Genomic DNA, 11,311 nt, shown 5'->3' with positions numbered 1-11,311 from the left:
GCGATAGAGGCGCGCTACGTCGCGCTCGCCGGTGTCTCGGGCGTCATCGGCGGCGCAGGCCCAGCCCCGCCGCGGCGGCCAGCCCCAGCCCCGCGACCGTCACCAGCCGCCGGTGCTGCGAGAGCCACAGCTGGAGGCTGCGCCCGTGCGACCGGTCGTCGAAGCTGCCGTGGGCGCCGTAGTCGTGGTCGCGGTCGGCCGGCTCCCACAGGTTGGACACCCCCGTGGGCGCCTTGTCGTCGTCGAGCTGCGACTTCACGCCGCTCCTGGCCAGGTAGCGGTCGAGCAGGGCCGGCGCGACGCGCTGCGCCATGATGGTCGCGGCCGTCGTGGCGCCGACCCAGTACTCCTTGCGCTCCGGGTGCGCGGCCGCGAAGACCAGCGCCCGGGCGGCCACCTCCGGCTGGTAGATGGGCGGCACCGGCTGGGGGTGGCGCCGCATCCGGTTCAGGCCCCAGTCGAACTGCGGGGTGTTGAGCGCCGGAAGCTGAACCATGGTGATCTTGATTCCGGAGTCCTCGGCGAGCAGCTCGGTCCGCACGGCCTCGGTGAAGCCGCTGATCGCGTGCTTGGCCCCGCAGTACGCCGACTGCAGCGGGATCGACCGGTAGGCCAGGGCGGAGCCGGCCTGCACGATCACGCCGCGGTCGCGCTGCTTCATCATCTCCAGCGCGACGCGGGTGCCCCAGACGTACCCCAGGTACGTCACCCGGGTGGTCCGCTCGTACTCCTCGGGGGTGATCTCCATGAACGGCGCGAAGACCGTCGTGAAGGCGATGTTGATCCACACGTCGATCGGGCCGATCTCGGCCTCGACCTGCTGGGCGGCCTGCCGCACCTGGTCGTAGTCGGCGACGTCCGCGGCGAAGACCTTGGCCGTCCCGCCCTCGACGCCCACGTCCACGGCCGCTCCGGCCAGGCCGGCCTCACCGCGCGCGATGAGCGCGACCCGCGCGCCCTCGCTCCCGAGCTGGCGGACGACGGCGCGTCCCACCCCGCCGCTCGCCCCGGTCACCACCACGACCTTGTCAGTCAGGCTCACCTCGTCATCCTCTCGATTCCGGACCGCCGCCCAGCGAGCGCTGCCGCCGTACGGCGAACGCCATGAACAGGGCGGTGATCACAACGACGATCCCGACGATCGCGGTCAGCCACCACAGGCGGGCCACGGCCGACAGCACGCCCACGGCCACACAGAAGACCAGTACGAACGACGCGATGCGGATGCGGATCACATCCACCGGCGTCGCCGGCACCATCGGCTTGCCCGTCGGCGATCGTTGTTCCTCAGTCATGAGGCGCCCCCTACCCTCGTATCCGGTTGACTATCGCGGTCGTGGACCGGTCCGGCACGTATCCCAGCACCCGCACCTCGCCGCCCAGCTCCCTGACGAGATCCGCCTCCGGCAGCAGGTCGGGGTGGTAGTCGCCACCCTTGACGTACACGTCCGGGCACACCAGCCGCAGCAGCTCCACCGGGCTGTCCTCGTCGAACACGGCGATGTGGTCGACGCAGCCCAGCGCCGCGAGCACGGCCACCCGGTCCTCGCACCGGTTGATGGGACGCTCCGGTCCCTTGAGCCGGGCCACCCCGGCGTCGCTGTTGACGGCGACGATCAGCACGTCGCCGAGCCTGGCCGCCTCCTCCAGGCACGCGACGTGGCCGCGGTGCAGGACGTCGAAGCAGCCGTTGGTGAAGACGATCCGCCTGCCCTCCCGCCGGTGGCGCTCGACGAACGCCGCCAGCCGGTCGTACGGCAGGGCGGCGTCGGGCCGCAGCGCCTGCTGCAGGTCCTCGCTCGTGCAGACGCCCGTCCCCGGACGGCGGACGACCACGCCCGCGGCGGCCTGGGCGACGTCCGCGGCCTCCTCCGGGGGCGCGCCGGCGGCCAGGCTCAGCGCGAACGCGGCGGTGAAGGTGTCGCCCGCGCCGATGCTCATCGCGTCGGACACCGGCGTCGCGTGGGTCCGGTGGGGCTCGCGTCCCCGGCGGTGGAGCAGGGTGCCCTGCCCGTCGAGGGTGGTCACCACGAGCTCGGCGCACGTGGCCTCGAGCAGCCGTGCCGATCGCGAGGTCAGGAAGCCGATGCGGTCGTGGTCGCCCGTCTCGCCGAGCAGCCGCTGGACCTCGGCGTAGTTGGGCAGCACGGCCTTCGGCAGGCAGTCCCGCCAGGGGCCCACGTCGTGGGCGTCCACGATCAGCATCGGGGCGCCGCGGGAGCCGTCGCCGCGCCCGGCGCTCAGGTCGCACAGGGCCCGCCGTACGGCGGGGGTGCAGACGCCGCCCGCGTAGTCGCAGGCCACGATGACGTCGGCGGCCGCGGCCAGGCGGGCGATCCGGTCGATCAGCTCGCGCTCCGCCGCCTCCGGCAGGGGAGCGTCGTCCTCCTCGTCGTACCGGGCCACGATCTGGCCGTCCGTCAGGACGCGCCGCTTGACCGCGGTGCGCCGGCCGCGGACCGTGATCAGCCCGTCGATGCCGAGCCGCCCGAGGGCGGCGGTCAGAGTGGCCCCGGCGGAATCCGCCCCGGTCACGCCCACCATGTGGACGCGGGCGCCGAGGGCGGCCAGGTTCGCCGCCGTGTTGGCCGCGCCACCGGGCTGCTCCTCGGTCTGCTCGACGGTGACCACGGGTACGGGGGCCTCCTGCGCCATCCGCCTACTGCGACCCCGCAGCCACGAGTCGAGCATCACGTCCCCGACGACGACGGCAGTGACATCACCGAAACGGTTGAGCGTCTCTTCCGTCATACCTGGGCGGCTACCCCCGCTGCCGCAGGAGAAACAAGGGGCGCGACCAGCACCGTCGGTCGGTTTGGGCGGCGCGTGAGAGGGTAGCCAGGGGGTCGCTCCGCGTGAACGTGGCCCGGTGGGAGCCGGACCCGCGACGACGACAGGGGGTTGCCGATGGGCGTGACGACGAAGCGAGGACGCGGAGACGGCTCGTGCCCATGACCACCGCGCTCCTCGTCGAGGGGGTCGAGCGGATCGCCGTGTTGAGGGCCAACGCTCTCGGCGACCTGCTGCTCGCCCTGCCGGCGATGGAGGCGCTGAAGAGGGCCTACCCCGCCGCGAAGCTCACCCTGCTCGGACGCGAGTGGCACGTCAGGTTCCTGCGGAACCGGCCCGGCCCGGTCGACGAGGTGGTGGCCCTGCCGCCCATAGCGGGCGTGTCCTCCCCGCCGGACGGCTCCGCCGCCCCCGAGACGCTGTACGAGGACCTGCGCGGGCGCCGCTTCGACCTGGCCGTCCAGATGCACGGCGGCGGCCGCAACTCCAACCCGTTCATCCGCAGCCTCGGCGCCCGGCTCACCGCGGGCCTGCGCACCCCCGACGCCGCGCCGCTCGACCGCTGGGTGCCGTACGTCTACTACCAGCACGAGACCCTGCGCTACCTCGAGGTGGCCGGGCTGCTGGGGGCCGCCACGACCGACATCGAGCCGAAGGTCGCGGTGATCAGGGAGGACTGGGCCGAGCTCAGGAAGACCCTCGGACGGCTGCCGCGCGGGCTCGTCGCCGTCCACCCCGGAGCCGGGGACCCTCGCAGGCGGTGGCCGCCGGAGCGGTTCGCGGAGGTCGCCGACCGGCTCGACCGGCCCGTGGTGGTCACCGGGACCGAGGACGAGCGCGACGTCGTCGAGAAGGTGGTCGCGACCATGACCCGGCCGGCCCGGCCCGTGGTCGGGCAGCTGTCCCTCGGCGGGCTCACCGCGCTGTACGCCGCGTGCGACCTGCTCGTGGCCAACGACACCGGGCCGCGCCACCTCGCGGCGGCGACCGGCACGCCCACCGTCGCCGTCTACTGGTGCGGAAACCTCGTCAACTGGGGGCCGCTCACCCGGGGCATCCACCGGCCGCTCGTCTCCTGGACGCCCCACTGCCCGGTCTGCGGCTCGGACGGCACGACGTTCGGCATGCGGGACTGCGGGCATGACGACGTTTCCTGGGTAGGGGACGTGACCGTGGACGACGTGCTCGAACAGGCCGTGGACCTGCTCCGATGACCGACGTGGAGACGCTGCGCGCCAGCGACCCGAACGAGCCGGGGATCCGGCGCCTGCGGCGCGGGCGCGGCTTCAGCTACACCTGGGCCTCCGGGCGGCCGGTCAAGGACCCGGTCACCCTGCGCCGGATCCGGTCGCTCGCGATCCCGCCGGCCTGGACGGACGTGTGGATCTGCGGGTCTCCCGACGGCCACCTGCAGGCCGTGGGCACCGACTCGGCCGGCCGCCGCCAGTACCGCTACCACGACCTGTGGCGGCGGCAGCAGGACCAGGCCAAGTTCGATCACGTGCTGGAGCTGGCCGAGCGGCTGCCGGAGTTCCGGGAGCGGGTCGCCGAGGACCTGAAAGGCGACGAGCTCAGCCGGGAGCGGGTGCTCGCCACGGCCGCCCGCATGCTCGACATCGGCTTCTTCCGGGTGGGCGGCGAGGAGTACACCGACTCCTACGGCCTGGCCACCCTGCGCACCTCCCACGTCAGATGCCGGAACGGCGAGGTCGTGTGCCGCTACCTCGCGAAGGGCCGCAAGGAGCGGGAGCTGGTGCTGTCCGACAGCGACGTGTGCTCCGTGCTCACCGCTCTGACCTCCGGCCGGAGGGGCGAGCTGCTGCGCTACCGCGGCGACCGCGGCTGGGTCGACGTGCGCAGCTCGGACATCAACGCCTACCTCAAGGAGGTCGTGGGCACCGAGGTGTCCGCCAAGGACTTCCGCACGTGGCACGCGACCGTCCTGGCCGCCGTGGGGCTCGCGGTGAGCCGGCCGGTCAGCAGCGCGGCCGGGCGCAAGAGGGCCGTGGCGAGGGTCATGCGGGAGGTCTCCGAATACCTCGGCAACACGCCCGCCGTCGCCCGCGCCTCGTACGTCGACCCCCGGGTGATCGAGCTGTACGAGAAGGGCAGGACGATCCCGCTGGAGCGGCTCGGCGAGGACGGCCCGGGCGGGCTGGCCACGCACGGTCCGGTCGAGCGGGCCGTCATCGACCTGCTCCGCCGCGCGTCGTCCGGTCCGGGCCGGCGGGCCCGTCCGCCCCGGCGCCGCGCCGCGCCGCAGGAGGCCGGGCAGGCGGCGAAGCGGCCCAGGCGGAAGGCCCCGAGCCGCCGGGCGTCGGGCCGGAAGGCGTCCGGGCACACCGCTCGCGGCCGGTAGGAGCCACGACGGCGCCGCTCGCCGGCCGGCAGTGACACGACGGCGGGGACGCGGTCAGCGGACGCCGGCGCCGAGGGCGGCGAAGGCGGCCCGGATGACGTCGTCCGCCGGGAGCCCGCCGCCCGGGGTCTCATGGAGCAGCCGGTGCCGCCGCCCGTCCGGCGCCGACACGGTGACCGACGGAGTGCCGTACGACATGGCGAGCCGGGCCATGCCCGGGTCGGCGCCGATCACCAGTCGCGCCCCCGCCACCAGCGCGCACAGCTCGCGCAGTGACGTCCGGCCGGCCAGCACGATCTGCGGCGGGAGCACGGCCCGTGTGGCGACCAGCAGCGCCATCGGCCGCTCCCGCCGGCTGCCCGTGACGACGACCGGCAGGCCCTCGTCCGCCAGCGTCCTGGCGACCGTCGCGAAGCGGTCGGGTGGCCAGCGCAGAGTGGTCTCGCCGGCCCCGGGATGGATGACGACCGCCCCGGGCGCCGGGCTCGCCACCATCGGGGTGGGCAGCCGCAGGTCGTCCGGGTCGGCCGGCACGCCGTACCACTGGACGAGGCGGCACCACCGCTGCACGCCGGGCTCGGACGGGTCCCACCGCGGGCCGGCGACGCGCGGGACCGCCTCGTGCGCGTACGCCCACAGGCGGCGCGGCCCGAGGTCCAGCAGGACGCGGTGGCTCTGCGGCCCCCGGCCGTGCAGATTCACCGCGATCTCCGGCAGGAGCGGGTGGAGGGCCTCGTCCTCCCCCGGTCCCGGCCAGGCGAGCGGCGTGAGGCCGCGGGCCGGCAGCAGCCGGTCCACGGCCCCGGTCAGCGCCGCGAGCTCGCTCAGCTCGGGCGGGCAGGCGAGCACGACCCGCAGCCCTCCGCGCCGCAGGCCGCGCAGCGCGGGCACGGCCGTGAGCAGGCCCTCCATGCCATGGGAGCGGAGGACGAGCGCCGTCACCGCCATGAGCGCTCCCCGCGTCGGGCGTGTCGCATCAGGAGGCGCTCCTCTCCAGCTGGCGGGCCGACAGCACCCGTTCGTAGGCGGCGAGGGTCTCGGCCGCGATCCGGGTCCAGCCGTACCGCGCCCGGGCCCGGTCGGCCCCCGCGATGCCGTACGCCGTGCGGCGGACCGGGTCGTCCAGGAGCCTGCGCAGGGCCCTGGCCAGCACGACGGGCTTGCGCGGCGGCACCAGGACGCCGGTCACGTTGTTGACCACGGTCTCCTTCTGGCCGCCGACGGCGGTGGCGACGACGGGCACGCCGCTGGCCATGGCCTCCAGCGTCACCATCCCGAACGGCTCGTACCACGGCACCGAGACGACGGCGCTCGCCGAGCGCATGAGCGCGGGCAGGGTGTCGCGGCCGACCCGGCCGAGGAAGCTCACCCGGTCGGCCACCCCGGCCTGCGCGGCGAGCCAGCGGAGCCGGGTGACCTCGGGGTCGTGGTGGAGCTCGGCCGCCGCCGGGCCGCCGGCGATGACGAGTTCGGCGTCCTTCAGGTACTGGAGCGCCCGGATCGTGGTGTCGACGCCCTTGCGCGGCACGAGACGGCCGACCGACAGCAGCCGCGGCCGCTCGGGCCGTTCCAGCGGCTCGACGTGCGGGTGGAAGACGGAGGTGTCCACGCCGCAGGGGACGACCCGGGTGACCCGGCGGGGCACCCGCATCCGGATCAGCTCGTCGATCTCGTCGCAGCAGGTGGCGATGACGGCGTCGGCCCGGCGGCCGATGTCTGCCTCCGCCTCGACGCGCTCACGCGGGCTGGTGTCCGCGGGGCCCTGGTGGCGGCGCTTGACGCTGCCGAGCGCGTGGTAGGTGTGCACGACCGGGATGCGCAGGCGCTCCGCGGCGGACAGGGCGGCCAGGCCGCTCATCCAGAAGTGGCTGTGCACGATGTCGGGGCGGTCGAACAGCCACCGGTCGTGCAGCCACTTCCCGAACTGGGGGACCCAGGGGAGGATCTCGTCCTTGGGGATCTCGGCGGCGGGGCCCGCGGGCACGTGGACGACGGTCACGCCGGGGCAGAAGCCGACGGATTCGGGCAGGTCCTCACGGTCCCTGCGGGTGTAGACGGTCACCTCGTGACCGAGCTCGGCGAGCGCGCGGGCGAGGGCCGCGACGTGCACGTTCTGGCCGCCGGCGTCCACACCTCCGAGCGTGGCGAGCGGGCTGGCGTGCTCCGAGACCATGGCGATCTTCACTGGGGGTTCCTCCGTGAGCGGCAGTGGCGAGTACCCGGCTCGGGGGTCAGGGAGTCCAGGTGAATGAGCCCGGTGGACGGGCGGAGGGGAGCGGCCCGCGACAGCTCGCTCCGGGCGGCGGCGCCGATGGAGGCGGTACGGCCGGAGGTGGCGGAGGCGGTGCGGCCGGCGTCGGCGCGGGCGCGGCCCCCGTGGGGCGGGAAGGCGGCGTGGCCGGAGGCCGTGGGCGTGTGAAGACGGGCGGACCCGCTGCCGCTGACACTGCGGTCAGGGCGAGGGGAGAGCGAGTGACCCGTTCCCAAGACGGTCCTCCAACACGGCATGCTCACGCCAAGGAGGTACCTGCGTCTTAGGCACCAGGAACTTCATTCACCATATCCAGGGCTGCCGCCGCCAAACCACTGGTTTCGTCAGGAAAGCGCCGGGCAGCGCTATCCGTACAGCATCGAGGGGGAAGCCATGGAGACGCCGCACTATGTCGCGGCCCGTGTGCAGCGGGCGCTGGCGGAGGACGACAGGACCAACGAGCTGGGCATCCGCGTGGACGTGCGCGGGGAGCAGGTGTACCTGCGCGGCCAGGTCTCCTGCGAGGAGCGGCGGCACCAGATCGAGGACGTCGCGCGGGAGGCGGCGCCCGGGCTGCGGGTCCACAACGAGATCACTCTTGTCGAGGTGAGGGAGCCGGGGGAGGAGGAGCACCTGTGAGGGAGCTGAGGATCGCCGCCGTGGCGGACATCCATCTGGGCGAGGACCTGCGCGGTCACTATCGAAAGAAGCTCGAGGGCATCGAGCGCCGCGCGGACGTTCTGCTGGTCGGCGGTGACTTGACCAGGCACGGCACGGTGGAGGAGGGCCGGGTCGTCGCCGACGAGCTGCGCGACCTGCAGATCCCCGTCGTCGCCGTGCTGGGCAACCACGACTACCACTCCGACCACGACCGGGACATCATCTCCATCCTGCGGGACGCCGGGATCATCGTGCTCGACGACGAGGCCGCCGTGCTGCCCGTCGACGGCGTACGGCTCGGGGTGGCGGGCGGCAAGGGCTTCGGCGGCGGGTTCGCCGGCAAGTGCGCCAGCGAGTTCGGCGAGCCGGAGACCAAGGCGTTCGTCCGGCACACCCGTGAGATCGCCGAGCGCTGGCGGTGGGCGCTGAAGGACCTGGAGGCCGACCACAAGATCGTGCTGAGCCACTACTCGCCGGTCAAGGACACGCTGATGGGCGAGCCGCCGGAGATCTACCCCTTCCTCGGCAGCTATCTCCTCGCCGAGGCGGCCGACTCCGAGGGCGCCGACCTGTTCGTCCACGGGCACGCCCACGCGGGCACAGAGAAGGGCGTCACCCCCGGCGGCATCCGCGTGCGCAACGTCGCGTTGCCGGTCATCAAGCACGCGTACACCGTCTACTGCCTCGACGGCGACTACTGCTGACCGTCCGCCGCCGTGCCGCATCCGGCGGCGGGCGACGGCCCGTCTCCGGACAGGACGGCGGCCGGCCCCGAGAGGCCGGCCGCCGTCCTGTACCGCTAGTGCGAGGTGGCTAGGGATTGAAGATGCTGACGCCCCCCGGGCCGACGAGGAACCCGAGAACGATGAGGACGATCCCCCAGAGGATGTCCCGACGGGCCAGGATGACGTAGATCCCGGCGATCACCAGTACCACGGCGATGATCCAAAGCAGAGTAGCCATGGCCCTCCACTGCCCTGACAAAAGGGCTCGTAACATCATCGAGCATCACGCGCCATCGAATTTGCCGTCGAATCCGGTGTCCATGGCGTTTGCATTACCGGATCCGGGCAGGGACGTGGCATGACCACGTTCGGATACTTCCTGTCGAGCGAGGAGCACGACCCCAGGGAACTGGTCCGGCAGGCCAAGCTGGCCGAGCAGGCGGGGTTCGACGCCCTCTGGATCTCCGACCATTACCATCCCTGGCTGGACGAGCAGGGGCAGAGCGGGTTCGTCTGGTCGGTCATCGGCGCGCTGTCGGAGGCCGTGTCGCTGCCCGTGACGACGGCCGTGACCTGTCCGCTCATCCGCATCCACCCGGCGGTCATCGCCCAGGCGGCGGCGACGTCCCAGATCCTGCTGGACGGCCGTTTCCGCTTGGGGGTGGGCACGGGCGAGGCGCTCAACGAGCACATCCTCGGGGACGCGTGGCCTCCGGCCGAGGAGCGCCAGGCCATGCTGGAGGAGGCCCTCCACGTCATCCGGGAGCTGTGGACCGGCGAGCTGGTGACGTACCACGGCGAGTTCTACGAGGTCGACACGGCCCGGATCTACTCGCTGCCCGCCGAGCCGCCGCCCATCTACATCTCCGGCTTCGGGCCCAAGGCCATCGACCTCGCCGGGCGCCTCGGCGACGGGTACGTCTCGACCGCCCCGGAGGCGAGCCTCATCGAGGCGTTCCACAAGGCCGGCGGCGAGGGCAAGCCGGCGGCGGGCGGATTCAAGGTCTGCTGGGCCGCCGACGCCGCCGACGCCCGCAGGACTGTCCACCGGCTGTGGCCCACCGACGCCATCCCGGGGGAGGCCCACCAGCTCCTGCCGCTGCCCCGGCACTTCGAGCAGCTGTCGCAGCTGGTCACCGAGGAGACGGCCACCGCGTCCGTCCCCTGCGGCCCCGATCCGCAGACGCACCTGGAGGCGATCCGGCAGTACGTGGACGCGGGCTACGACGAGGTCTACGTGTCGCAGATCGGCCCCGAGCAGGACGGGTTCTTCTCGTTCTACTCCTCGGAGATCCTGCCGCGGCTCAAGAACGGCTGAGCCTCACGCGGCCGGCTGCGTGTGCGCTTCCAGCCGGCCGCAGGGGGTGCCGGCGGCGGCCCGGCCGCCGCGTCACGCGCGGGTGAGGCGGTCGTCGCCGGTGTCCGGCGCGTCAGGGGCTTTCGCCGCGTCCGGGGAGTTCGGCCCGGCCGGGGCGTTCGCGGCGCCCGCCGACCTCGGCCGGGGCGTGCCGTCCGTCCGGGTGCCGGCCGCGCGCAGCGACAGCAGCGGCTGGACGAACCAGAGCCACCCGCTCAGCCCGGCGACGACCGCCGCCACGAGCGCGGCGGGCCAGGCGCCGGCCAGCGCCTCGACGACGAGCCCGGTCGCGAACGTCATCGAGATCGCCAGGGCGGCCCCGCCGGCCACGCCGAGCCGGTTGGCCCGGTGCAGCATGACCTCCTTCAGGCCCGAGCGGAACAGGATGCGGTGCTGTGTGGCCGGCGCGATCAGGCAGATGGACGCCACGGCCGCGGCCAGCACGGCCACGTAGAACATCCAGCGGACCGTCTGGTCCACCTTCTCGAACCCGGCCGAGAACGGCAGCGTCAGGAGGAACGCGAACAGGACCTGGACGCCGGTGGCGGCGACCCGCAGGCCCTGCAGGAGCTCGCCGAGCTCGCGGTCGACCCGTTCCTTCCGGTTCTCCTCGGGGTTGCCAGGCAGGTGGGAGTCGTCCGGCGGCTCACCCATTGGCGGCCTTCATCAGCCGGCCGTAGGCAAGCTGGAGCCAGTCGGAGATCGCCACGGCGGCCATCGTCGTGCCGGCCATCCGCGTCACCCGGGGAGCGAACACCATGCCGGCGGCGTATCCGGTCGCCACCCACTGAGCCAGGCAGAACGGGCAGGTCAGCAGCTCGCCCAGGGCGTGCTTCCAGCCGGAGCCGCGGACCTCCTCCTTCAGCTCCGCCGGCCCCGACACCCCCGCGTACCGGGTGAAGGGCGCCCGGATGGGGCTCGTGACGCTGTCCTTCGCCAGAGTCCGGGAGAGCCGGTGCGTGAACAGTCCCATCAGCGCCAGGTCCATCGGGCTGATCCGCTCCGGCGGCCGGCGGCCCGTCAAACGGCCGGCGGCCAGCAGGACGGAGACGGCGCCGCCGTACACGGCGAGCACCCGCGCGTACGACGCCAGGGGGCGGCGCTCCTCACCGGCGTATTCACGCTGGATTTCCTTGAGGCTCTCGGTCATGCAGCCGCTTTACCCGCGA

Annotated in this window: 14 protein-coding genes; 6 read left to right on the top strand and 8 right to left on the bottom strand. The window is 73.5% G+C overall.

The features are described from left to right. Positions 1-43 precede the first annotated feature (43 nt). From Mco01_RS15700 to rfaE2, 3 genes are read right to left on the bottom strand one after another with little or no spacing between them, the layout of a single operon-like run. Positions 44-1,036, bottom strand: coding sequence for an SDR family oxidoreductase (locus Mco01_RS15700; RefSeq protein WP_204057816.1), 993 nt, complete (start codon positions 1,034-1,036; stop codon positions 44-46). 10 nt (positions 1,037-1,046) lie between these two features. Continuing rightward, positions 1,047-1,295 carry a hypothetical protein gene (locus Mco01_RS15695; protein WP_204057644.1) on the bottom strand — a complete coding sequence of 83 codons (249 nt, stop codon included), beginning with the start codon at positions 1,293-1,295 and terminating at the stop codon, positions 1,047-1,049. A 10-nt stretch (positions 1,296-1,305) separates the two neighbouring features. Further along, complete coding sequence (gene rfaE2, locus Mco01_RS15690) at positions 1,306-2,751, bottom strand: D-glycero-beta-D-manno-heptose 1-phosphate adenylyltransferase (RefSeq protein WP_204057643.1); 1,446 nt, start codon at positions 2,749-2,751, stop codon at positions 1,306-1,308. Between the two features lie 200 nt (positions 2,752-2,951). On the opposite strand from rfaE2, the gene Mco01_RS15685 reads away from it, so the two are divergent. Both Mco01_RS15685 and Mco01_RS15680 read left to right on the top strand, forming a co-directional pair. Then, entirely contained in the window at positions 2,952-4,004 is a 1,053-nt protein-coding gene (locus Mco01_RS15685) for a glycosyltransferase family 9 protein (protein ID WP_204057815.1), read from the top strand. Then, positions 4,001-5,149, top strand: coding sequence for a DNA topoisomerase IB (locus Mco01_RS15680; RefSeq protein WP_204057642.1), 1,149 nt, complete (start codon positions 4,001-4,003; stop codon positions 5,147-5,149). The genes Mco01_RS15685 and Mco01_RS15680 overlap by 4 nt, the downstream gene beginning before the upstream one ends. 54 nt (positions 5,150-5,203) lie before the next feature. Here the strand turns inward: Mco01_RS15680 and Mco01_RS39795 are convergent, their stop codons facing one another. Beyond that, complete coding sequence (locus Mco01_RS39795; RefSeq protein WP_275410502.1) at positions 5,204-6,097, bottom strand: glycosyltransferase family 9 protein; 894 nt, start codon at positions 6,095-6,097, stop codon at positions 5,204-5,206. A gap of 28 nt (positions 6,098-6,125) precedes the next feature. Then, positions 6,126-7,334 (bottom strand): glycosyltransferase, encoded by a 1,209-nt coding sequence (locus tag Mco01_RS15670; RefSeq protein WP_204057641.1) that lies wholly within the window; start codon positions 7,332-7,334, stop codon positions 6,126-6,128. Between the two features lie 63 nt (positions 7,335-7,397). On the opposite strand from Mco01_RS15670, the gene Mco01_RS15665 reads away from it, so the two are divergent. The 3 genes from Mco01_RS15665 (at position 7,398) to Mco01_RS15655 (ending at position 8,764) form a co-directional block, all read left to right on the top strand. Next, positions 7,398-7,568: a hypothetical protein gene (locus tag Mco01_RS15665; RefSeq protein WP_204057640.1), complete on the top strand. Its 171-nt coding sequence runs from the start codon at positions 7,398-7,400 to the stop codon at positions 7,566-7,568. Between the two features lie 225 nt (positions 7,569-7,793). Further along, positions 7,794-8,039: a BON domain-containing protein gene (locus Mco01_RS15660; protein WP_036331450.1), complete on the top strand. Its 246-nt coding sequence runs from the start codon at positions 7,794-7,796 to the stop codon at positions 8,037-8,039. Continuing rightward, positions 8,036-8,764 (top strand): metallophosphoesterase family protein, encoded by a 729-nt coding sequence (locus Mco01_RS15655; protein WP_204057639.1) that lies wholly within the window; start codon positions 8,036-8,038, stop codon positions 8,762-8,764. Before Mco01_RS15660 ends, Mco01_RS15655 begins: the two co-directional genes overlap by 4 nt. Positions 8,765-8,873: 109 nt before the next feature. On the opposite strand, the gene Mco01_RS15650 is transcribed toward Mco01_RS15655, so the two are convergent. Beyond that, positions 8,874-9,023, bottom strand: coding sequence for a GPGG-motif small membrane protein (locus Mco01_RS15650; RefSeq protein ID WP_167530303.1), 150 nt, complete (start codon positions 9,021-9,023; stop codon positions 8,874-8,876). A gap of 120 nt (positions 9,024-9,143) precedes the next feature. On the opposite strand from Mco01_RS15650, the gene Mco01_RS15645 reads away from it, so the two are divergent. Beyond that, entirely contained in the window at positions 9,144-10,103 is a 960-nt protein-coding gene (locus Mco01_RS15645; protein WP_204057638.1) for an LLM class F420-dependent oxidoreductase, read from the top strand. A 72-nt stretch (positions 10,104-10,175) separates the two neighbouring features. Here the strand turns inward: Mco01_RS15645 and Mco01_RS15640 are convergent, their stop codons facing one another. Both Mco01_RS15640 and Mco01_RS15635 read right to left on the bottom strand, forming a co-directional pair. Next, positions 10,176-10,796, bottom strand: coding sequence for a DUF6328 family protein (locus Mco01_RS15640; protein WP_204057637.1), 621 nt, complete (start codon positions 10,794-10,796; stop codon positions 10,176-10,178). Next, positions 10,789-11,292 carry a DUF1360 domain-containing protein gene (locus Mco01_RS15635; RefSeq protein ID WP_204057636.1) on the bottom strand — a complete coding sequence of 168 codons (504 nt, stop codon included), beginning with the start codon at positions 11,290-11,292 and terminating at the stop codon, positions 10,789-10,791. The genes Mco01_RS15640 and Mco01_RS15635 overlap by 8 nt, the downstream gene beginning before the upstream one ends. Between the last annotated feature and the right edge of the window lie 19 nt (positions 11,293-11,311).

The organism is Microbispora corallina, assembly GCF_016863035.1.
Taxonomy (GTDB): domain Bacteria; phylum Actinomycetota; class Actinomycetes; order Streptosporangiales; family Streptosporangiaceae; genus Microbispora; species Microbispora corallina.
Note: the sequence above shows the minus strand (reverse complement) of the source record. Positions and strands in the feature narration are given on the sequence as shown.

Coding starts and splice junctions, on each gene's coding strand:
- Mco01_RS15695 (WP_204057644.1), bottom strand. CDS start 1,295: ATGACTGAGGAACAACGATCGCCGACGGGCAAGCCGATGGTGCCGGCG.
- rfaE2 (WP_204057643.1), bottom strand. CDS start 2,751: ATGACGGAAGAGACGCTCAACCGTTTCGGTGATGTCACTGCCGTCGTC.
- Mco01_RS15685 (WP_204057815.1), top strand. CDS start 2,952: ATGACCACCGCGCTCCTCGTCGAGGGGGTCGAGCGGATCGCCGTGTTG.
- Mco01_RS15680 (WP_204057642.1), top strand. CDS start 4,001: ATGACCGACGTGGAGACGCTGCGCGCCAGCGACCCGAACGAGCCGGGG.
- Mco01_RS39795 (WP_275410502.1), bottom strand. CDS start 6,097: ATGGCGGTGACGGCGCTCGTCCTCCGCTCCCATGGCATGGAGGGCCTG.
- Mco01_RS15665 (WP_204057640.1), top strand. CDS start 7,398: ATGAGCCCGGTGGACGGGCGGAGGGGAGCGGCCCGCGACAGCTCGCTC.
- Mco01_RS15660 (WP_036331450.1), top strand. CDS start 7,794: ATGGAGACGCCGCACTATGTCGCGGCCCGTGTGCAGCGGGCGCTGGCG.
- Mco01_RS15650 (WP_167530303.1), bottom strand. CDS start 9,023: ATGGCTACTCTGCTTTGGATCATCGCCGTGGTACTGGTGATCGCCGGG.
- Mco01_RS15645 (WP_204057638.1), top strand. CDS start 9,144: ATGACCACGTTCGGATACTTCCTGTCGAGCGAGGAGCACGACCCCAGG.
- Mco01_RS15640 (WP_204057637.1), bottom strand. CDS start 10,796: ATGGGTGAGCCGCCGGACGACTCCCACCTGCCTGGCAACCCCGAGGAG.
- Mco01_RS15635 (WP_204057636.1), bottom strand. CDS start 11,292: ATGACCGAGAGCCTCAAGGAAATCCAGCGTGAATACGCCGGTGAGGAG.